19 protein-coding genes and 2 pseudogenes are annotated in these 20,739 nt (G+C 70.3%); 18 read left to right on the top strand and 3 right to left on the bottom strand.

Annotated features, from left to right (window positions below; all coding sequences use genetic code 11):
- Positions 1 to 35: 35 nt before the first annotated feature.
- The 3 genes from J3S20_RS28965 (at position 36) to istB (ending at position 2,623) form a co-directional block, all read left to right on the top strand.
- Entirely contained in the window at positions 36 to 185 is a 150-nt protein-coding gene (locus tag J3S20_RS28965) for a phosphatidate cytidylyltransferase (RefSeq protein WP_216840419.1), read from the top strand.
- Between the two features lie 139 nt (positions 186 to 324).
- Entirely contained in the window at positions 325 to 1,851 is a 1,527-nt protein-coding gene (gene istA, locus J3S20_RS28960; protein WP_216840408.1) for an IS21 family transposase, read from the top strand.
- Positions 1,841 to 2,623 (top strand): IS21-like element helper ATPase IstB, encoded by a 783-nt coding sequence (gene istB / locus J3S20_RS28955; RefSeq protein WP_216840418.1) that lies wholly within the window; start codon positions 1,841 to 1,843, stop codon positions 2,621 to 2,623. The genes istA and istB overlap by 11 nt, the downstream gene beginning before the upstream one ends.
- A gap of 59 nt (positions 2,624 to 2,682) precedes the next feature.
- Here the strand turns inward: istB and J3S20_RS28950 are convergent, their stop codons facing one another.
- Both J3S20_RS28950 and J3S20_RS28945 read right to left on the bottom strand, forming a co-directional pair.
- Complete coding sequence (locus tag J3S20_RS28950) at positions 2,683 to 2,934, bottom strand: hypothetical protein (RefSeq protein ID WP_216840407.1); 252 nt, start codon at positions 2,932 to 2,934, stop codon at positions 2,683 to 2,685.
- A gap of 8 nt (positions 2,935 to 2,942) precedes the next feature.
- On the bottom strand, positions 2,943 to 3,566 hold the full coding sequence (locus J3S20_RS28945) for a cation diffusion facilitator family transporter (protein ID WP_216840406.1): 624 nt from the start codon (positions 3,564 to 3,566) through the stop codon (positions 2,943 to 2,945).
- A 292-nt stretch (positions 3,567 to 3,858) separates the two neighbouring features.
- Between J3S20_RS28945 and J3S20_RS28940 the strand changes: the two are divergent.
- The 14 genes and pseudogenes from J3S20_RS28940 to lspA (J3S20_RS28875) all read left to right on the top strand — a co-directional run.
- Positions 3,859 to 4,250, top strand: a pseudogene (locus J3S20_RS28940) (transposase); the annotation flags it as partial.
- A 152-nt stretch (positions 4,251 to 4,402) separates the two neighbouring features.
- Positions 4,403 to 4,891, top strand: a complete 489-nt coding sequence (gene lspA / locus J3S20_RS28935) for a signal peptidase II (protein ID WP_216840405.1) — start codon at positions 4,403 to 4,405, stop codon at positions 4,889 to 4,891.
- 54 nt (positions 4,892 to 4,945) lie between these two features.
- Positions 4,946 to 5,302: an ArsR/SmtB family transcription factor gene (locus J3S20_RS28930; protein ID WP_216840404.1), complete on the top strand. Its 357-nt coding sequence runs from the start codon at positions 4,946 to 4,948 to the stop codon at positions 5,300 to 5,302.
- A complete protein-coding gene (locus J3S20_RS28925; protein ID WP_216840403.1) occupies positions 5,292 to 8,846 on the top strand; it encodes a heavy metal translocating P-type ATPase in 3,555 nt (1,184 codons plus the stop codon). Before J3S20_RS28930 ends, J3S20_RS28925 begins: the two co-directional genes overlap by 11 nt.
- A gap of 9 nt (positions 8,847 to 8,855) precedes the next feature.
- On the top strand, positions 8,856 to 9,671 hold the full coding sequence (locus J3S20_RS28920) for an undecaprenyl-diphosphate phosphatase (protein WP_216840402.1): 816 nt from the start codon (positions 8,856 to 8,858) through the stop codon (positions 9,669 to 9,671).
- A gap of 20 nt (positions 9,672 to 9,691) precedes the next feature.
- Entirely contained in the window at positions 9,692 to 10,597 is a 906-nt protein-coding gene (locus J3S20_RS28915; protein ID WP_216840401.1) for an MBL fold metallo-hydrolase, read from the top strand.
- Between the two features lie 51 nt (positions 10,598 to 10,648).
- A complete protein-coding gene (gene lnt / locus J3S20_RS28910) occupies positions 10,649 to 12,229 on the top strand; it encodes an apolipoprotein N-acyltransferase (protein WP_343215330.1) in 1,581 nt (526 codons plus the stop codon).
- A gap of 219 nt (positions 12,230 to 12,448) precedes the next feature.
- Positions 12,449 to 13,102, top strand: coding sequence for a peroxiredoxin (locus J3S20_RS28905; RefSeq protein ID WP_216840416.1), 654 nt, complete (start codon positions 12,449 to 12,451; stop codon positions 13,100 to 13,102).
- Between the two features lie 2 nt (positions 13,103 to 13,104).
- Positions 13,105 to 13,401: a PepSY domain-containing protein gene (locus J3S20_RS28900; protein WP_216840400.1), complete on the top strand. Its 297-nt coding sequence runs from the start codon at positions 13,105 to 13,107 to the stop codon at positions 13,399 to 13,401.
- A gap of 86 nt (positions 13,402 to 13,487) precedes the next feature.
- Positions 13,488 to 13,955 (top strand): MerR family transcriptional regulator, encoded by a 468-nt coding sequence (locus J3S20_RS28895; protein ID WP_216840399.1) that lies wholly within the window; start codon positions 13,488 to 13,490, stop codon positions 13,953 to 13,955.
- A 176-nt stretch (positions 13,956 to 14,131) separates the two neighbouring features.
- Complete coding sequence (locus J3S20_RS28890; protein ID WP_216840398.1) at positions 14,132 to 15,400, top strand: cytochrome P450; 1,269 nt, start codon at positions 14,132 to 14,134, stop codon at positions 15,398 to 15,400.
- Complete coding sequence (locus tag J3S20_RS28885) at positions 15,397 to 15,624, top strand: hypothetical protein (protein ID WP_216840397.1); 228 nt, start codon at positions 15,397 to 15,399, stop codon at positions 15,622 to 15,624. The genes J3S20_RS28890 and J3S20_RS28885 overlap by 4 nt, the downstream gene beginning before the upstream one ends.
- On the top strand, positions 15,614 to 16,336 hold the full coding sequence (locus J3S20_RS28880) for a cytochrome c biogenesis CcdA family protein (RefSeq protein WP_216840396.1): 723 nt from the start codon (positions 15,614 to 15,616) through the stop codon (positions 16,334 to 16,336). The genes J3S20_RS28885 and J3S20_RS28880 overlap by 11 nt, the downstream gene beginning before the upstream one ends.
- Positions 16,336 to 16,893 (top strand): signal peptidase II, encoded by a 558-nt coding sequence (gene lspA / locus J3S20_RS28875; protein ID WP_246603385.1) that lies wholly within the window; start codon positions 16,336 to 16,338, stop codon positions 16,891 to 16,893. The genes J3S20_RS28880 and lspA (J3S20_RS28875) overlap by 1 nt, the downstream gene beginning before the upstream one ends.
- Here lspA (J3S20_RS28875) and J3S20_RS28870 read toward each other — a convergent pair.
- Positions 16,790 to 19,794, bottom strand: a pseudogene (locus J3S20_RS28870) (Tn3 family transposase). The gene lspA (J3S20_RS28875) and the pseudogene J3S20_RS28870 sit on opposite strands and share 104 nt — an antisense overlap.
- 94 nt (positions 19,795 to 19,888) lie before the next feature.
- On the opposite strand from J3S20_RS28870, the gene J3S20_RS28865 reads away from it, so the two are divergent.
- The gene (locus tag J3S20_RS28865) at positions 19,889 to 20,563 is read left to right on the top strand and encodes a recombinase family protein (protein ID WP_216840414.1); all 675 of its coding nucleotides are present in this window, start codon (positions 19,889 to 19,891) and stop codon (positions 20,561 to 20,563) included.
- Positions 20,564 to 20,739: the final 176 nt, after the last annotated feature.

Genomic DNA, 20,739 nt, shown 5'->3' with positions numbered 1-20,739 from the left:
GCCCAGTTGGTTCGGACGTGAGACCTTAATAGGTTCTGAGCTTAGGAGAGCCGGCCCCTAAGCGCCGCGCTGAGGTGAAGGACAGCTCGCGCCTCATCCCCGGCCACGGCGACGTGCTCGACCGGCTCGACGCGGCGATGGCGGCGGCGCCCTGCCTGTTGGTCGCCATGGAGTTGTCCGCCTAGATGGACCGACCGTCCGTCCGCAAATCTGTTGATTGCCGCTGAGAACTGACCCGGTTTGGGGTGAAGTTGCCACTGAGAGTTGACCCATGTTCGGACGCTAGCCTCGGCCCTTTGGGCGGGGGCAGCGGGAGTGTTGGACATGGCGTTGTTGAGCGTTATCCGGCGCTGGCATTTCCGGCAGCACCAGTCGATCCGGGCGATCGCTCGCCGGACCGGCCTGTCGCGGAACACCATCCGCAAGTACCTGCGGTCCGAGGCGGTGGAGCCTGTTTTCAGGACGCCCGATCGCCCCAGCAAGCTCGATCCCTTCGCCGAGCGGCTGGCGGCTTGGCTGCGGACGGATGCCCGCAGGCCGCGCAAACAGAAACGCACGGCGCGGCAGTTCCACGCGGAGCTGGCCGGGCTCGGCTATGATGGCTCGTACCGGCGGGTCGCTGCCTTTGTGCACGCCTGGCGGGACGACTGGCAGCGCCTGCAGCAGACCGCCGGCCGCGGCGTCTTCGTGCCGCTGGCCTTCGGCCCGGGCGAGGCGTTTCAGTTCGACTGGAGCGAGGAGCATGCCGTCATCGGCGGCGAGCGCACCAAGCTGCAGGTCGCCCACCTCAAGCTTTGCCATAGCCGGGCTTTCCTGGTGCGGGCCTACCTCCTGCAGACGCACGAGATGCTGTTCGACGCCCACAACCACGGCTTTCGCGTGCTGGGTGGCGTGCCGCAGCGCGGCATCTACGACAACATGCGCACCGCCGTGGACCGGATCGGTCCGAGCCGCGAGCGGCAGGTCAATGCCCGCTTCCTGGCCATGGCGAGCCACTATTTGTTCGAGCCCGAGTTCTGCAATCCGGCATCGGGCTGGGAGAAGGGTCAGGTCGAGAAAAACGTTCAGGACACCCGGCACCGGCTGTGGCAGCCCATGCCGCAGGTCGCCAGCCTGGAGGCGCTGAATGCCTGGCTGGAGCAACGATGCTTCGCCTTGTGGGAGGAGATCCCGCACGGCGCCGAACCCGGCAGCGTCGCCGCGGTCTGGCGGCAGGAGGTGGACTGCCTGATGCCGGTCAGACGGGTCTTCGACGGCTTCGTGGATGAGACCAAGCGGGTCTCGCCAACCTGCCTCGTGCACTTCGACCGCAACCGCTACAGCGTGCCCGCCTCCTTCGCCAATCGTCCGGTCAGCCTGCGGATCTATCCCGAGCGCATCGTGATCGTCGCCGAGGGAGCCGTGCTTTGCGAGCACCAGCGGATCATTGAGCGATCGCATGGGCAGGGCCGGACGGTCTATGATTGGCGCCACTATCTGGCCGTGGTCCAGCGAAAGCCCGGTGCCCTACGCAACGGCGCGCCCTTCGCCGAGCTGCCAGAGGCATTCCGGCAACTTCAGCGCCAACTGCACGGCAGGTCGGGTGGTGACCGGGAGATGGTGGAGATCCTGTCCCTGGTGCTGCAGCACGACGAGCAGGCTGTACTGGTTGCCGTGGAGATGGCGCTGCAGGCCGGTGTGTCGACCAAGACCCACATCCTGAACCTGCTGCACCGGCTGACCGACGGGACAGCCTCCCAGGTCCCGCCGATCGAAGCGCCCCAGGCCCTGGTGCTGGCGCAGGAGCCCAAGGCCAACGTCGCCCGCTATGACAGCCTGCGTCTGAGAAATGGAGGCCGCCATGCGTCATGACCCGGCGGCTGCCGCCGTCACCATCATGCTGCGCAGCCTCAAGATGCACGGCATGGCGCAGGCCGCGGCTGAGCTCACCGAGCAGGGCGCGCCCGCCTTTCAGAGCGCGATCCCGGTTCTGTCGCAGTTGCTGAAGGCCGAGATGGCCGAGCGGGAGGTCCGCTCCATCGCCTACCAGCTCAAGGCCGCACGGTTCCCGACCTACAAGGACCTGACGGGCTTTGACTTTGCCAGCAGCCAGATCAACGAAGCCCTGGTGCGCCAACTGCATGCCGGTGCTTTCATGGAGAAAGCCGACAACATCGTGCTGGTCGGCGGGCCAGGCACCGGAAAAACGCACGTCGCCACCGCGCTTGGCGTCCAGGCGGTCGAGCATCACCGCAAGCGGGTGCGGTTCTACTCCACGGTGGAACTGGTCAACGCCCTCGAGCAGGAGAAAGCCGCCGGAAGGACAGGTCAGATTGCCGCCCGCCTGCTCCATACCGACCTGCTGATCCTCGACGAACTTGGATATCTGCCGTTCAGCGCCTCGGGCGGTGCCTTGCTGTTTCACCTTCTCAGCAAGCTCTACGAGCAGACCAGTGTCGTCATCACCACCAATCTCAGTTTCAGTGAGTGGGCGGCGATCTTCGGTGATGCCAAGATGACGACGGCGCTCCTCGATCGGCTCACCCACCACTGCCACATCCTGGAGACCGGCAACGACAGCTTCCGCTTCAGGAACAGCTCCGCAACCCAGGCCCATCGTGAAAGGAAGCCACAGCCCACCTGACAGAATCCGAGAACCCCGCATCCCCACAACCCGGGTCAGATCCTCGTGGCAACCCCGGGTCAGCTCTCAGTGGCAATCAACACATCACCATCTGGTCGCACGTCCAGCTCGAGCAACTGCTCCGCGGCTTCAATGCCGCCTACAACGCCCGCCGCCAGCGCGTGCTCAACGGCAAGACGCTCGACCAGCTCGTCGCCGAGCGCCTCAAAGCGCGACGCAAGCTCGTCGGGGCCAAGCCTGAGGGCCGGGCAGGCCCGGCTGACATCGCCAAGGCACGCCTCATCGTTGAAGCCGCCAAGGACGTCTCGCAACCAGACAACTAGGCGCCAGAGCCGGTTGATGTCTTGCCTTCGTCGCTCTTGGTTTCAGCGCGCGCGTCGCGCAGTATCTCGATACCGCCCTTAATCGCGATGATGGCGGTCGCGAGTCCGACCAGTAGGTCGGGCCAGTTGCTGCCCAGCCACAGCACCAGCACGCCAGCGACCAGGATGCCGCCGTTGGAGATGAAGTCGTTGAAGCTGAAGGTGGTGGCGGCACGAAGGTTCACGTCCTTCTGCTTCAGCCGCTGGAGCAGCCGGAGACAAATGTAGTTTACGACGCCGGCGATTGCCGACATCACCATCATCGTCGGCCCAATTGGCTCACTGCCCTGGATGTAACGGCGGCCGACGTCGATCAGAATGCCACCGGCGAAGATCAGCAGCATGACCCCGGACGCAGTGGCGGCTCGGGTCTTCCAGGTCTGCCCGTGGGTCAGCGCGATAAGGCTCAGCGCGTATACTGCCGTGTCCGACAGATTATCCACGCCGTTGGCAATTAGGGCGCTGGAGTCCGCGAACAGTCCGGTGCCGAAGAAGCCCGCCGCGATGGCGACATTCAGCAGCAGCACAATCCAGAGCGTGCGTCGCCCGTCCGGCGCTTGACGATCGGTAGCGGCGGTCATCCTACAATCTCTTTGAGCGTCAGCAGTGCGAGGGAGCCGACGGAGGACATTGAGTTGATGAACGGGGTATCAAGTCTCCGCGGGTTGCAAAGAATCGAATCAGGCGTCAGAGCGCGGATTAGCCACCTGCTGTTGGCCCGCCTTCTTGGCCTTCTGCCGATTTGGTGGACACCAAGTTTAGCTTGAACTGGCCAAGCGCTTGAACGAGCCACTGGTCCTGACCCGGAGAACTGGTCCGCCCGGGGCGCAATTTTTTTGGGCACTTTAATCCCTGGAGGAGGGTGCCATGATCCAGCCGACGTTCCACCGGTGGAAGAAGCAGTTCGCCGGGATGGGTGTGGTCGAGATCCGACGGCTGAAGCACCTCGAGGAGGAGAACGCGAAGCTCAAGCGGCTGGTCGCCGACCTGACGCTCGATAAGACGATGCTGCAGGATGTTCTACGCCGAAAGTGGTGAGGCCCATCGTGCGCCGCGACGTGGTGCGCCATCTGCTGGGCGCCTACGGCATAGGCGAGCGGCGGGCGTGTTCAGCGACGGGCTTCCGGAGGTCATTGCATCGATACCGCTTGCGGCGGGACCCGCAGGCCGAGCTGCGCCTGCGGCTGCGTGACCTGGCGGCGGTACGGGTGCGCTACGGCTACCGGCATCTGCATGTGCTGCTGCGCACGAAGGGCTGGCCGGTGACACTCCCCGCCGCGACGGCGCCAAAGTGCAACGTGGTGGTGGCATACCAAGCCCCTCCTTGCAAAAAGATCAAAACGGGTGTTTGAACGTTTGCTTGTTTAGCCAACGACCGGAGTGCCGCGTGTTCCGCAGTCCTCACCACCCTTTTCGTGTGGGCCTCCTGGCCCTTGCCTCTGCCTTCGCGCTCGACCAGGGCACCAAGTGGTGGATCGCCGAGGTGGTGATGCAGCCGCCCCGGACGATACCGATAGTCCCGTTTTTCAACCTGACCTTCCACCGCAACACGGGCGTGAGCTTCGGCCTCTTCGCCGGTTTCGGCGAGGCCGGCCGGTGGGCGCTCGTGGCCGTCGCCCTCGCGGTTGTAGCCATGCTGTGCGTGTGGATGGCCCGCGCGGAGCGGGCCTGGGTCGGAGTCGCTCTTGGCCTCGTTGCCGGCGGCGCGATCAGCAACGTCGTGGACCGGCTGCGGCACGGGGGCGTGACCGACTTTCTCGATTTCTATTACGCCGGCTGGCACTGGCCGAGCTTCAACCTCGCCGATGCGGCCATCTGCGTCGGCGTCGCCCTGCTGCTTCTGGACGGGTTTCTCGGGGAGCGGCGAAAGGAAACGGCAGGGATTGCGGACGGAAGGCAGCCTTGACGCGTTTTCCGGCGTCGCTATATACAAACAATGCTTTGAATATTTGAGGGTCGGATGGACGAGCCGTCACTCACCGACGAGCAGGCGCAGGAGCTCGCCGAGGTGTTTCGTATGCTGGGCGACCCAAACCGGCTGCGCATCGCCTTGGCCTGCCTTGGCAATCCGCGGTGCGTCGGCGACGTCGCCGAGCGGGTCGGGCTCTCGCACGCCCTCGTCAGCCATCACCTGCGCGTGCTGAAGGCGGCACGGTTTCTGACCGCCCGCAAGCGCGGCAAGCAGGTCTTCTACGTGGCGTCCGACGACCGGGTCCGCTGCGTGATCCGCGACATGGTGGGCCACGTCGCCGAGCCTGGCGGCGGGGAGCCCATGAGTGCGGCCGAGGTCGAGGAGGAGGGAAGTGATGGACGGTGATCAACGCGGCGCTGCCGGCGCCGGCCGGGCGGGTGCGCCCCTGCGCTTCCGGGTCGAGGGCCTCGACTGCCAGAACGAGGTCCGGGCTCTGAAGGGCGCCGTTGGGCCGCTCGTCGGCGGCGAGGACGGCCTGGCCTTTGACACACGGGCCGGCCTCATGAGCGTGGCCGCGCCGGGTAGCGCGTCGGCCGAGGCGATCGCGCGCGCGGTCGCCGGCACCGGCATGCGGGCTGAGCTGCTGCTGGACGACGTCGCGCCCGCCTCCAAGGCCCGCCCCGCCACGCCGGGGCCGGAGCCGCTGGTCTTCCAGGTCAGGGGCCTCGACTGCCAGAACGAGGTCAGGGCGCTGCGGCAGGCGGTGGGCCCGCTGGTCGGCGGCGACGACCGGCTTTGGTTTGACACCGCGAAGGGCATCATGACTGCTGCGCCGGCGCATCCCGTCTCGGCGGCCACCGTCGTCGAGGCGGTGGCGAGGACGGGGATGAGCGCCATGGCGCGGGTCGGCGCTCCCGGGTCGCCGGCGCTGCTCCTGCGGGTGCGGGGGCTCGACTGCAAGAACGAGGTGGCGCTGCTGGAGCGCGCGCTCGGGCCGCTGGTGGGTGGCACGCACGCGCTCGCCTTCGACACCGAGCGCGGAGCGGTGACCGTCATCGGCGGGCCGCGCAGTGGCGATGAGCACGACCTCCTGGCGGCGATCCGCGAGGCCAGCATGGACGCCGAGCCGTGGGAGATGACGGCGCCCACCACAGGCCCGGCCACGGCCGCCTTCCAGCTCTTCCGCGTCGAGGGCCTCGACTGCCAGAACGAGGTCGCGGCACTGCGGCGCGAGGTCGGCCCTGTGGTGGGCGGTCCCGAGCGACTGCTCTTCGACCCCGCAAAGGGGCTGATGGCCGTGACGGCGGCGGGCTCGGCCACGGGGCCGGAGATCGAGACGGCCGTCGCGCGCACCGGCATGCGCGCCACGGCCTGGGATGCCGGTCCTGAGGGCCCCTCCCCGCAGCTCTTCCGGGTGGCGGGCCTCGATTGCAAGAATGAGGCGGCGGCCCTGACGCAAGCGGTCGGCCCCGTGGTCGGCGGCGCCGAGGCGCTGGCCTTCGACACGGGCCGCGGTGCGATGATTATCGCACCTGCTCCCGGCCGCGCCCTGTCGGTCGAGGCAATCCGGGACGCGGTGGCGCGCACCGGCATGCGTGCCGAGCCGTGGTCCGAGGCGGCTGAGCCAGCGGCCCCGGACGCCTGCGGCTTGGGATGTGGGGGTGATGTTGCCGCGGCTCTCGCCCCGCCACTGCCGACGCATGCGCCGGACGCCGTGGTCTTCAAGGTGCACGGGCTGGACTGCGGTGACGAGGTGGCGGCGCTGAAGCGTGAGGTCGGGCCGGTCGTCGGCACCGAGGACCGCCTCTCCTTCGACCTGCTCAACGGGCGTATGGCGATCACCGGCGCGGTGTCGCCAGAGCTCGCCGACCGGATCGAGAAGGCCGTCGCCCGCACCGGCATGCGCGCCGAGCCCTGGCAGGAGGGGGAGCAGACCGCCGCCGGTGCCGCGGAGGATCGGCGCCGGCGCGTCCAGACCTGGCTCACCACCGCAAGCGGCGTACTGGCCGTGGCCGGCGTCGCGCTGCACGCGTGGCTGGGCGGCGGCCTCGCTGCGGCGCTCGGTGCCGAGGAGGGTGGCGGCGGCACGCCCTTGCCGGCGATCCTGGCCTACGCGGCCGCCATCGCCTGCGCCGTGCGCTATGTGGCCCCGAAGGCCTGGCTTTCCGCCCGCCGCCTGCGGCCCGACATGAACCTGCTGATGGTCGTCGCGGTGGCCGGTGCCGTCGGCATCGGCGAATGGTTCGAGGCCGCGATCGTCTCCTTCTTCTTCGCCCTCGCCCTAGCCCTGGAGGGATGGAGTCTCGGCCGGGCCCGGCGAGCCGTCGCCGCCCTGATGGAGCTCGCCCCGGCCACAGCGCGGGTCCTGCTGCCGGGCGGCGGCGAGCGCGAGGTGCCGGCGGCCGAGGTGGCTGTCGGCGCGCGCGTCCTGATTCGGCCCGGTGATAAGCTGCCGCTTGATGGCCGCGTCGCCGCGGGCGAGAGCGAGGTCAACCAGGCGCCGATCACCGGGGAGAGCGTGCCCGTCCACAAGGCACCGGGCGCCGAGGTGTTCGCCGGCACCATCAACGGCGACGGGGCGCTCGAAGTCGAGACCACCAAGGCGGCGCGCGATACCACGCTTGCGCAGATCATTCGCATGGTCGGATCGGCGCAGGGCCGCCGGGCGCCGAGCGAGCAGTGGGTCGAGCGCTTCGCCCGCGTCTACACGCCGGCGGTTATGGTGCTCGCGCTCGCGGTATTCCTCGTCCCGCCGCTGCTCCTTGGGGGGGCGTGGGACATCTGGTTTTACCGCGCGCTGGTGCTGCTGGTGATCGCCTGCCCCTGCGCGCTCGTCATCTCGACCCCGGTGACCATCGTCGCGGCGCTGGCCGGCGCGGCAAAGCAGGGCGTGCTGGTGAAGGGCGGGCTGCACCTGGAGACGCCCGCCAAGATCCGCGCGATGGCCATGGACAAGACCGGGACGCTCACCGAGGGCCGGCCACGGGTAGTGGCCCTCGCTCCGCTCGGCGGGCGCGACGAGGCGGCGTTGCTCGGGCTCGCCGCGGCGCTTGAGGCGCGCAGCGAGCACCCGCTGGCCAAGGCGATCCTCGATCGCGCCGCGGAAGCAGGCGTTGCCGTCGCCCCGGCAAAGGCGGTGCAGGCAGTGCCCGGCAAGGGTCTGACGGGCCGCGTCGGGGGCCGGTCCGCCTGGCTTGGCTCGCGGCGCTTCCTGGAGGAGCGCGGGCTGGCCACGCCCGAGGCGCTCCACCGCGCCGAGGAATTGGCGAGCGCCGGCCGCACCGTCGTCGCCGTCGGCGACGAGGCGGGCGTCTGGGGCCTGGTCGCGGTGGCGGACACCCTGCGCCCGGGCGCGCGGCAGACGATCGCCGCGCTGCACGCCGCCGGCATCGAGCGGGTGGTTATGCTGACCGGCGACAACCGCGCCACGGCGGAGGCGATCGCGCGCGAGACGGGCGTGGACGAGGTGCGCGCCGAGCTGCTGCCGGCCGACAAGGTGGCGGCGGTCGAGGATCTGGTGGCGCGGTACGGCGCGGTGGCGATGGTGGGCGACGGCGTCAACGACGCGCCGGCCATGGCACGGGCCAATCTTGGCATCGCCATGGGCGCGATCGGCAGCGACGCGGCGATCGAGACGGCAGACGTCGCGCTGATGTCGGACGACATCGCCAAGCTGCCCTGGCTGGTGCGGCACTCGCGCGCGACGCTGCGCGTCATCCGGCAGAACATCGGCTTCTCCGTCGCGGTCAAGCTGCTCTTTACCGGGCTGACGGTGGCGGGCCTCGCCTCCCTTTGGGGGGCGATCGCGGCCGATGTCGGGGCGTCGCTGCTCGTCGTGTTGAACGGGCTCCGCCTGCTGGGCGGGGGCGAGACGACGGCCGCGCCTCCGTCGGCGGCGCCACCGGCGCCGGCGGGCACCGGTCGGCCGGCGCTCGCGGCTCAGGGCTGACCGGGCGCCGTGGCGGGTGGGACTGACTGGGCGCTTGCCGCGCTGCTGGGAGCCGTCGAGGGGGTAACCGAGTTCCTGCCGGTCTCCTCGACGGGCCACCTGATCTTGCTGGTGGACCTGTTCGGCTTCCGCGGGCCACCCGGCCGGGTCTTCGAGATCGCCATCCAGCTCGGTGCCATTCTCGCAGTGTGCTGGGTCTACCGGGCACGCCTGCTCGGCGCCGCTGCCGGCCTGCCACGCGACCCGGCAGCTCGGCGGTTCGCGGCCGCGGTGGCGCTGGCCTTCCTACCGGCCGCCGTGGTCGGCGCCTTGGCGCACGGGACCATCAAGGGCGTGCTCTTCTCGCCTTGGATCGTCGCCGCGGCACTCATCGCGGGTGGCGTCGCCATCCTGGTGGTGGAGCGGGCGCGGCCGCAGCCTCGGGTGCACGAGGCGGAGGCGGTCGGGCTCCGGACGGCCCTGGCGATCGGCGCGTTCCAGGTGCTCGCGATGGTCCCCGGCGTGTCGCGCTCCGGCGCTACGATCCTTGGTGCGCTGCTGCTGCGGGTGGATCGCCCGGCGGCCGCCGAGTTCTCCTTTTTCCTGGCGATCCCGACCATGCTCGGGGCCACGGCCTTCGACCTCTACAAGAACCGCGCGGCGCTGGATGGCGAAGGGAGCGCGCTGATCGCCGTCGGCTTCGCCGCAGCGTTCGCCATGGCGCTCGTGGTCGTCCGATGGCTGGTCGCCTTCGTCGGGCGGCACGGATTTGCGCCCTTCGCCTGGTACCGCATCGCGCTCGGCGCGGCGATGCTTGCCGTCCTCTCGATCGCCGCGCCGGCCTAGCAAGCGACGGAGGAGAGGCGATGACGTCACGCAGACCGGTCGTGGATGGCTTTTACGACGAGGGCACCGGAAGCGTTGCCTATATCGTCGCGGACCCCGGGACGGCGCGGTGCGCCATCATCGATCCGGTGCTCGGGTTCGACCGTGATTCCGGCGCCACCGACACCCACCTTGCGGACCAGATGGCCGACCACGTCCGGGCGCGGGGCCTGACCGTGGAGTGGGTGCTCGATACCCACCCGCACGCCGACCACCTGTCCGCTGTGGCCTATCTAGGCGACCGCCTGGGCGCACCGACCGGCATCGGCGAGCGCGTCGCCGCGGTGCAGGGGATCTGGGCGGACATCTACCACCTGCCGGAGCTGCAAGCAGAGGGCCGCCGCTACTGGGACCGTCTGTTCGCCGAGGGTGACCGCTTCCGGGTCGGCGGGCTGGAGGTCGAGGTGATCTTCTCCCCGGGCCATACGGCGGCCTCCGTCACCTACCTCGTCGGGGACGCCGCCTTCATCCACGACACCCTGTTCATGCCGGACGCCGGCACGGCACGGGCCGATTTTCCCGGTGGTGACGCGCGGGCGCTGTACCGCAGCATCCAACGAATTCTCGCGCTGGAGCCGCAGACGCGCCTCTTCACCGGCCACGACTACCGCCCGGGCGGGCGCGCGGCACGCTGGGAGGCGACCGTGGCCGAGCAACGGGCACGCAACGTCCACCTCCGCGACGGCGTCGGCGAGGAGGAGTTCGTGCGCCTGCGCGAGGAGCGCGACCGGACACTGCCCCTGCCCGGGCTGATGCTCGCCGCGCTGCAGGTCAACCTCCGCGGCGGCCGCCTGCCGGAGCCCGAGGCGAACGGCTCCTCCTACCTCAAGCTGCCGCTGAACCGCTTTGGTCCGGCAGCCCCGGAGCCGCGCCTTGATCCGGAGTGAGCCGGCGGGCTCGGGCGCTGGTCGCCACGGTGGCCCGCCCTGACGCCGCGGATCGACACGGCGGGCCCGGCGGGAGCGGCCGCGCTGCAACGTGCGCCGGGCCACGGCCTGCTCGTCCGGCTCGCCGCCCAGCCGCGTTGGCGGGCGCTCGCGGCGGCCTTCGGCCTCGGCCTGCTCTCGGCCCTGGCGCTCCCGCCGGTTCACGCGCTGCCCGTGCTGCTGCTCGCCGTACCGGGGCTGCTCGCGCTGCTCGGTGCCGCCCGCTCCTGGCGGGGCGCGGCAGCGCGCGGCTTCGCCTGGGGCTTTGGGCACCACCTCGGCGGGCTCTACTGGGTAACGGAGGCGCTGCTGACCGATCCGGCGCGCTGGTGGTGGCTGGTGCCGATGGCCGCGCCGGCGCTTGCCGCGGTGATGGCCCTTTACGCCGTGCCGCCGGTGCTCGCCGCCTGGTTCCTGCCCCCCGGCTGGCGCCGCGTGGTCGGCTTCGCCGGGGCCTGGACGCTCGCCGAGATGCTGCGCGGCGTGCTGTTCACCGGCTTCCCGTGGAACCCCCTTGGCAGCGCCTGGGCCTTCGCGGCGCTGCCGATACAGGGAGCGGCCGTACTCGGCGTGCACGGCCTGTCGCTGCTGACGCTCCTGCTCGCGGGTCTTCCGGCCGTCGCCAGCCGGCGGGTTTGGGCGGCGGGCGGTGCCGGGATGCTCGTGCTCGCCGCCTTCGGCGCGTGGCGGCTCTCTGGCCCGGAGCCGCCGAGACCGCCAGTGCGGCTCGTGCTGGTGCAAGCCGGCGTGGCGCAGGCGGAGAAGTGGCGCGAGGACCGGCGCGTCGACATCCTGCGCCGGTACCTCGACCTGACCGCCGCCGCCGCTGGGCGCATGCCGGGCGGGGCCTCGGTAGCCGTGATCTGGCCGGAGACGGCCACCCAGTTCCTGCTCGCCCAGGATCCCGAGGCGCAGCGGCTGGTCGCTGCCGCGTTGCCGCCCGGCGCGACGCTGCTCGCCGGGACGGTGCGGGCCGAATGGGACGCCAACGACCGGCCGGCGCGGCTGTGGAACAGCCTTATCGCGCTCGACGCCGCAGGCGAGATGCGTGCCATCTACGACAAGTCGCACCTCGTGCCGTTCGGCGAGTACATGCCGCTGGGTGGACTGCTGCCGATCCGGATCGCCGCAGGCGGGATGGACTTCAGCGCGGGGCCTGGGCCGGTCGCGCTCTCCGCGCCGGGCCTGCCGCCCTTCGGTGCGCTGATCTGCTACGAGGTAATCTTCCCCGGCGCGGTGGCACCCTCGCCCCGGCCGGCCTGGCTCGTGAACATCACCAACGACGCCTGGTTCGGCCGCTCGGCCGGGCCCTGGCAGCATCTCGCCGCCGCGAGATTGCGGGCCGTCGAGGAGGGGCTGCCGCTGGCACGGGCGGCACAGACCGGAATCTCTGCTGTCTTCGATGCACGGGGCAGGCGCCTCGCCCTGCTCGCGCTCGGGGAGGTGGGAACGCTGACGACGGACCTGCCTGCGGCCGTACCGCCGACGCCGTTCGCCCAGCTCGGCCACGCGATCCCGGCTGGCCTCGCACTGATGGCAATTGGCTTCGCGTGTCTGCGGCGGCGGGAGCGGGCCGGTTCTGGCACCGCTTGAAGCTGAATGCCGGTGAGAGGATGGCGGCAGCACCGGCAGCCGTCCGATGACGCCGTGACCATGGCGGCTCACACGGTCTGCCCCCCTTGCAAAAACGCTGGAATGGGTGTTTGAACGTTCGAGTGTGTGGGATGCCTGCATGCTCCGCCCCTCGGCGCGCCAGAACGTCGAGGTGGTGGCCTGCGAAGGCGACGACGCGTTGCGCCGACGCCAACGATGATGCGGAAGGAGACTGCGATGCTGCAGCTTGGCGACACCGCCCCCGACTTCGAGGCCCAGACCACCGAGGGCCCGATCCGCTTCCACGCGTGGATCGAGGGCTCCTGGGCGGTCCTGTTCAGCCACCCGAAGGACTTCACCCCCGTCTGCACCACGGAGCTTGGCGCCGTGGCGCGTCTCAAGCCGGAGTTCGACCGGCGTGGCGTGAAGGTCATCGGGCTCTCGGTCGATCCTCTCCCGGACCACAAGGCCTGGGCAGGCGACATCGCCGAGACCCAGGGACATGCACTCAACTTCCCGCTTATCGCGGATTCCGACCGCACGATCTCGGACCTGTATGGGATGATCCACCCGAACGCGAACGACACGCTGACCGTGCGGTCCGTCTACGTGATCGGGCCCGACAAGAAGCTGAAGCTGTCGCTTACCTATCCCGCGAGCACGGGCCGCAACTTCGCCGAGATCCTGCGGGTGATCGACTCGCTGCAGCTTACCGCGGAGCACAGCGTCGCGACGCCCGCGGACTGGCGGCAGGGTGAGGACGTGATCATCGTGCCGTCCCTCGGTGACGACGAGGCGAAGAAAAGGTTCCCGGATGGCTGGAAGACCCTAAAGCCTTACCTGCGCGTCGTCCCGCAGCCGGGAAAGCGCTGACGATGCCCGCACGTCTGCGCCGCGCCCCCCTCCCCCTCGGCTGGATCCTGGCCGCCGCACTGGCCGTCTTGCCCGGCGCCGCGCCGCGCGCCGACGATGATCGGCCGTCGCCGGAAGAGCGTGTCAGGATTGAAACCGCGCTGCGCGGCTTGGGCTTCGTACGCTGGGGCGAGATCGAGCGCGAGGACGACGGTCGGGCCTGGGAGATCGATGATGCCCGCAACGCCGAAGGGCGGCAGTACGACCTCAGGCTGGCCGCCGATGACCTGAGGGAGTTGTGGCGGCGCGAGGACGATTGAAGGTCATGGCTTCCGCGACGCGCGATGCGGCACGTTCCCGGGAAGCAGGCCGCAGGACGTCAGAAGCAGCCGGGGACGCGCCGCGGATGACGATCGGCGAACTCGCACGCCGCACCGGCGTCAAGGCGACCACCATCCGCTGGTACGAGGGCGTCGGCATCCTGCCGCCCCCGGACCGCAGCAGGGGCGGTCATCGCCTCTACGGACCGACACACCTGGCGCGGCTTACATTCCTCTGGCGTGCCCGCCAGCTCGGCATCCCGCTCGACGAGATCCGCACGCTGCTTGCCCTCGCCGACCACTCCATCCGCGACCGCGCCAAGGTCCATGCCGTGGCCAGCGCGCGGCTCGCGGACGTCGAGCGACGACTTCACCGCCTGGCGGAGTTCCGCGACGAACTGGAGCGCACCGTCGCGGCCTGCGCAGGCCGCGGCTCGAAGCGGGCGCGATCCTCCAGCTGCCGGTCGGCCTCCCCTACGGCCCCTCCGATCCCTGCCGCGCCTGAGGAGCGACAGGAGCAGCCCACAGACGGCCTGATGACGCGGGTGCCGTAGCGATGGTGACCGGTCACGAGGACGGCAGGCGCCTTTCCCTAGCGGTCGCGTGCCAGGCAATGCCGGCCGGCGCTGCGGCGGCCGTCCGGGCACACAAGTCGTAGCTGCCATCGCAGGCGCATCATTTAATATTGATGCTGCAGCCGCTTAATTCGTGAAGCCCCGCAAGCATCCGAATGGAAATCGCCCTCATGCCGCCTATCCCGCGCGACACCCAATTCGATAGTACCTTGGCGCTACTGTCGGCGCCGTACGATTTCATATCGCTTCGATGTGCGCGTTACCGAGCTGACCTGTTCGAGGCCCGGCTTCTGCTACGCCGGACTATTTGCATGAAGGGGCCGGAGGCCGCAGAGCTGCTGTGTGACATAGACCGCTTCGAGCGGCGCGGCGCGATGCCGTTGCGGATTCAAAAGACGCTGCTGGGCCAAGGCGGCGTGCAAGGGCTCGATGCTGCCGCGCACCGGCACCGCAAGGCGATGTTCATGGCGCTGATGACACCTGAGCGCATCGGCCGGTTAGGCGCCCTCAGCGCGGACGCCTGGCGTGCCTCCAGCCAGAAATGGGCGGTCTCCAGCCACGTGACGCTCTATAGCGAGGTGCAGGAGCTGCTGACCCGAGCCGTCTGCGAGTGGACTGGTATCCCCCTGGAGGCGGCGGAGGTGCCGCGCCGCACGCGGGAGCTGACGGCCCTGTTCGATGCTGCCGGGGCGATCGGGCCGAAGCACTGGTGGTCACGCCTAGCCCGCCGCCGGGCCGAGCGATGGATTGGCGACATCATCCGGCAGATTCGTGCCGGCCGGCTCACCCCTGCCGAGGAGAGTCCGGCGCACGCGATCGCCTGGCATCGTGAGCTAAATGGCGAATTGCTGCGTCCGCGCGTGGCGGCTGTGGAACTGCTAAACCTCCTGCGGCCGACCGTCGCGGTCTCGGTGTACATAGTACACGTTGCCCATGCGCTGCACCAGCACCCGGAGTGCCGAGAGCGGCTGCGTGCCTGCGAGGACGGCTATGCGGGGCGGTTCCTGCAGGAGGTACGCCGCTTCTACCCATTTTTCCCCGCCGTTGCGGCGCGGGTGCGCAGCGACTTCGACTGGAAGGGCTACCGCTTCCCGCGCGGCCGGCGGGTGATGCTGGATTTGTACGGCACCAACCATGACGCGCGGAGCTGGGACGCCCCAGAGGAATTCCGCCCGGAGCGGTTCCAGGCGTGGGACGGCAGCCCCTTCAACTTCATCCCGCAAGGTCCGGGGGATCACCATCTGAATCATCGCTGCCCCGGCGAGTGGATCACCCTGGAGTTGATGAAGGTGGCGGTGGAGTTCCTTGCCTGTCGCCTCCGGTACGACGTGCCGGAGCAGGATTTGCAGATTGACCGTTCGCGGCTGCCGGCGCTGCCACGGAGTCGCTTCTTCATCAGCCATGTCCAGTTGGAGGATCGATGACTTTCTGGGAATTCAGCGGCTCCGCTGGTGGACGAGCTGCACTGCAATTGGATAAGGCGGCGGCAGACGCGAAACGTGGCGTGTTGGACGCGGCACAACCCGCAGCGTTGCCGGGCCGGACGCCCTATGCCCGCCTTGGAGATTGGCCGCTGCTGGCCGTCCTGTTCGCAGGACTGACCGGCCTGGCCGCGACCCGCAGGAAAAGCGAGCCGCATGACGCTTGAATTTTCGGCCCTCGGCCTTCTCCTGGCGTTCGGCGGCGGACTGGTCTCCTTCCTGTCACCCTGCGTGCTGCCTCTGGTTCCGGGCTGGGTGGCCTATGCCTGCGGCACCGGCGTACGCGATGCGCCGCCGCGCGCCCGTGCCATGCTTTTGGGTGCCAGCTTCGTCCTGGGCTTCTCGCTGGTCTTCGTGCTGCTCGGGCTCGGCGCATCGGCGCTGTCGCAATGGCTGCGGCGCTGGAGCCTGGAGTTCCAGATCGCCGGCGGGGCGCTGGTCCTGGCCTTTGGTCTGGTGCAGATCGGCGCGCTGCGCCCCTCCTGGCTGCTGCGTGACGTGCGGCTGCCGGCCCTCGCCGCGGGCGGCACGCCCGGTGGCGCGGCGCTGCTTGGCGTCTCCTTCGGATTCGCCTGGACGCCCTGCATCGGCCCTGTCCTGGGTGCCGTGCTGGCGGTCGCGGCCATCCAAGGTGATGGCGCCGGGGCGCCTCTGCTGCTTGCCTACTCGCTGGGGCTGGGCGTGCCCTTCCTGCTGGTCGCCTTCTACCTGCCGGCGGCCGCGGCGACGTTGCGGCAATGGCGTGGCTTCGGCCGCGGGGCGCAGGTCGCCTCCGGCCTCGTCATGGCCGCTATGGGCGTCCTGATGATGCTGGGCGAAATGACCAGAATTGCGGGCTGGTTCGTCCAGACCTTTCCCTTCCTGCTGAGGCTAGGCTGATGCGCTCGATTGGAATCATGGCGGCCCTGGCTGCCGGCGCTGTCGACCAGGCCACCAAGCTTTGGGCGCTTTCCGCTCTCTGGCCGCCCTACAGCGGGGGCATCACGGTGCTGCCCGTGCTGAACCTGCGGCTCGGCTTCAACACCGGCGTGACCTTCGGCATGTTCGCCGACAGCGCAGCTGGCGCCGCCTGGGTGCTGGTGCTGGTCACCCTCGCCATCACCGCGTTCCTGCTGCACTGGCTCTGGCGCACGACATCGAAGGTTGAGGCCCTGGCGCTCGGCCTCGTCATCGGCGGCGCCCTCGGCAATGCCGCCGACCGGCTGCGCATCGGGGCGGTCGTCGATTTCCTCGACGCGCATTACGCGGGCTGGCACTGGCCGATCTTCAACATGGGGTCACGCCATAGGACGGGCAGGATAGCCCGGCTGGTGGCACGGACCGGGAACGTGGTCAGGCGGTGGCGGCCGTGGGCAGCGCGACAGCGGCACCGCGCAGCGGCCGGAAGCCGTTTGGGCCAAGGCTGGCGTCGGCACCCCAGAGATAGTCGCCGGTGAGGTTGAGGTGCTGCCAGCCGAGCGGGGCGAAGTGGGTCAGCAACGCATCCGGGACCCTGTCGCCGCGGCGTTGCGCAGCCTCCAGCGCGCGGCCGAGGTAGACGGTGTTCCAGAGCGCGATGGCGGCCGTGACCAGGGCGAGGCCGCTGACCCGGTGCTGCTGGGCCTGGGCCGTGCGGTCGTGCAGCCGGCCGAGGCGATGGAAGCACACGGCGCGGGCCAGGGCGTTGCGGCTCTCGCCCTTGTTCAGCTCCGCCGTGGCCTGCCGGCGAAGCTGGGGCCGTTCCAGCCAGTCGAGCGCGTGCAGGGTCCGCTCGATGCGCCCGATCTCCCGCAGCGCCAGGGCCAGCCCGTTCTGCCGCGGGTAGGCGCCGAGACGCCTGAGCAGCAACGAGGCGCTGACGGTGCCCGTGCGCACCGAGGCCGTCAGCCGCAGCAGGTCGCCCCATTGCGCCGCGATCAACTGGCCGTCGGGCTTTCCCGCAATGAACGGCGCGAGTTCCGGCCGCGTCGAGGCCGGACCGAAAGCGTGGAACTTGCGGTCGGCGAGGTTGGGGATGCGCGGCGCGAAGCGGAACCCCAGGAGGTGCGCCAAGGCGAACACGTGGTCGCTGACCCCACCGCCGTCCGTGTGGTGGACGGATATGCCGAGGTCCGCCTCGTGGTAGAGCAGGCCGTCGATGACGTAGGCCGCCTCTCCCAAGGGCGGGATCGACGCCGTGTGGTAGGGCGCGTGCCGGGACGAGACGTGGGTGTAGAACAGCCCGGACCCTTCGCGCCCGTGCCCGTGCCGGGCGTTGTGGGCGCTGAGCGCCTCGCCGCGCCCGGCGGTCAGGAACGCTTGGCCGTCCGAGCTGGATACGTCGGCGGCACCGAACAAGGCAGCGAGCGGCTGGCGTTGCTGGGCGTCGACCAGGGTGGCCAGGGCTTGGCAATAGGTGTCCTCGCGCAGGTGCCAGCCCGCCGCCCAGGCGAGCTTGCGGTAGCTGGCGACCGCGCAGGCCGCGGCCATTCGGGTCAGGCCGAGGTTGGTGGCGTCGGCCAGCACGGCGGTGAGCACGACGCGCGGATCGTCGGCCAGGAGGCCCGTGTGCAGGTGGGTGAAGGCGTCGGCGAACCCGGTCCAGCGATGGACGTCGTCCAGCACGGCGGTGATGCGGGCGTTGGGCATCATGGCGTAGAACCGTTCGGCCGCGTCCTCCGCCGCCTCCGGGGTGATCGCCTTGAGCGGCGCGATTTTCATCGTACCGCCGCTGATCCGAACGTCCTCCAGCGTGTCCGCCGCGGCCTTGGCGTCGACCTCCGTCATGCGCCGTTCCAGAAGGGCGCGGCGCCCGGCCAAGTACTCCTCCGCGGTCGCGGGCACGGCCACCGGCAGCGGCCCGGCCTCGCGCATAGCGGCGAACAGCGCGGGCGGGATGAGCTGGTCCTCGACGGCCCGCCACTGCCGGCTGCCCTCCACCCAGATGTCGCCGGCGCGCAGCCGGTCACGCAGCGCGAGCAGCGTGGCAGCCTCCCAGGTGCGGCGGTGCTCGGCGTGGCCCTTGCCGCCGCCGTCCAGCACCGCGTCGCGCCAGGCCGGGCGGAGGAAGCTGGTCGGCAGGGCTCCTGGGCCACCGCCGGCCGCCGCTGTCGTAGGCCACCCGTAGCAGGTCCGCCGCGCGCAGCGTTGCCGCGGCGGCGGGCACGGCGCGGAGTTGGAAGGCGCCGAGGAAGACGGATCCAAGCCGGTGCAGCACCGGCCAAGCTCGCGCGGCCAGGGTCGGCAGGTCCACCTTGTCCGGGCGGGCTAGGCGCTCGGCGTCGGCGACGCTCGCTGCCAGCCGCTCCCAGCCGACCGAGTCCGCGACAGCCCCGTCCAAATCGGCGTCCCCCTGCCTTGCCGCGATCAGCGCGCCGCCGAGGCGCACCAGCAGGCGCACCTTGTCGTTGATGGCCCGGGCATCCCGTATGAGGGTGCCCTCCTCGCGGGCCTCGGCGCGGCGGAACAGGCGGCCGACCGCGCGATCGAACAGGCCGACGCCGTCGTCGGTCAGGCGGGCCGTGGTGTCCAGCGCGGTCACGACCAGGGTTGCCCGGCGGCGGAGCAGCGAGAGGGCCCGCAGGTGCTGGGCGGTGTAGCGGCCACCCTCGCGAGCCAGCTTGCGCAACCGCGCCGGGTGCACGCCGTCGGCGCGGGCGGGATCGAGGCCGACGGCGCGCAGATGGACCAGCTGCTCCACGATGCGGGCGAGGGCCTTGTGGCCTGGTGCGCCGGGTGGCTGCCGCGTCCACGCCAGCACGCTCCAGGGCGTGCCCTCCTGGGACGTGAGGAGAAGGTCCAGCGCCTCGGTTTGGATGGATGTCAGGTTGCGGGTGAGCTGGCCCGCGACGTGGCGCTCGGCCAGGACTAGGCTCGCCGCGACCAGGCGCTCGAGCACGCTCGGGCCCGGGGCGACGATCCGGCGCCGGCGCAGCTCGTCCATGAGCGCCGCACTGATCGCCAGAGCGTTCGTGGTGGCCAGCGCTACCGGCAGCAGCCAGGCGAGCATCTCGCGGCCATGCCCCGGCGCGTACATCCGGAAGCCGAAGGCTTCGCGCAGGTCGTCGAGCTGCTCCTGCCGCGTCTGCCGCCGGGCGGCGTAGGCGGCGATGGCGTCGGCACCGACCCAAACCTGTCCCGCGACGAAGCGCAGCGATGGCTCGGGGATAGCCTCGCCGGGCCGCAGCAGCCGGCCGGGATAGCGGAAGGCGCAGAGCTGCAGGGCCGTAGCCGAGTTGGTTGGCGGCGCCGCGGCGCCGGCCCACGGCGGCCAGGCCCGCAGGGTCGAGCGTCCAGTACCGGATGAGGTCGGCCTCGATGGCCGGCAGGGCGAACAACGCTTCCAACTGCGCCTCGGTGAGCGCGCGGCGTCTCGGCATGGCGGGTTGTCCCGGTTGGGGTGTAGTCTGCCTGCTACAGCCCAGGTCCTTGCAGGAACAGGGGCTTGCGGGTCGGCAGGCAGGAGAAGTTCAACTGGGACAACGCGCCGCGCTCTACTGCCGGGTCTCGACCGCCGACCAGTCCTGCAAACGCCAGGAGCGCGACCTCGCGGCGTTCGCCGTCCGCGCCGGCTACAAGGTGGTCGGCACCTACAAGGAGACCGCCTCGGGCATGAGGCTGGACCGGGTCGAGCGTCGGCGCGTCATGGCGCTGGCCCAGTGGCGCGAGATCGACGCGGTGCTGGTGACGGAGCTGTCTTGCTGGGGCCGCAGCACGACCGACCTGCTGGCGACGCTCAAGGAGCTGGAAACCCGGCGCGTGTCGCTGGTGGCGCTGAACGGCATGGCGTTCGACCTCGCCACGCCGCACGGGCGCATGATGGCGACCCTGCTCGCCGGCATCGCCGAGTTCGAGCGCGAGCTGATCCAGACACGGATCCGGTCGGGCATCGCCGCGGCGAAGGCCCGCGGCAAGCGGCTGGGGCGCCAACCCGGGCAGCGGCCGAAGTCGGACCGGATGGCGCCCAAGGTGCTGGCCCTTCTCGCTCAGGGCCGCAGCTACCGCCTGGTCGGCCGCGAGGTCGGGCTGAGTAAGAACACCGTCGCCGGGATCGTGAAACGAAACAGGAGCACCGCCGCGCGAGGATCGTTGAGCGCGGCAGACGAGAGCGATCCCGCGAGCAGGACGTCGGCGCCGTGCAACCGCTGAACGCCGCCGTGGTTCGGGATCGAGCGCACGGTCCACTCCGAACCCGGGTGGCTGCGGCGCCGCCGCCTCATGGCTCGCCGAGACCATGCCGTGCCCCAGCTAGTGGAGTGACTCCAACACTTGCTTCCCGCGGTTGATGGCGGCGAGGACGCGGTCGGGGTCGGCGGTCCAGGCGA

The organism is Falsiroseomonas tokyonensis, from assembly GCF_019024325.1.
In the GTDB taxonomy this organism is placed as follows: domain Bacteria; phylum Pseudomonadota; class Alphaproteobacteria; order Acetobacterales; family Acetobacteraceae; genus Falsiroseomonas; species Falsiroseomonas tokyonensis.
This window is presented reverse-complemented; position numbering and strand designations above follow the sequence as displayed.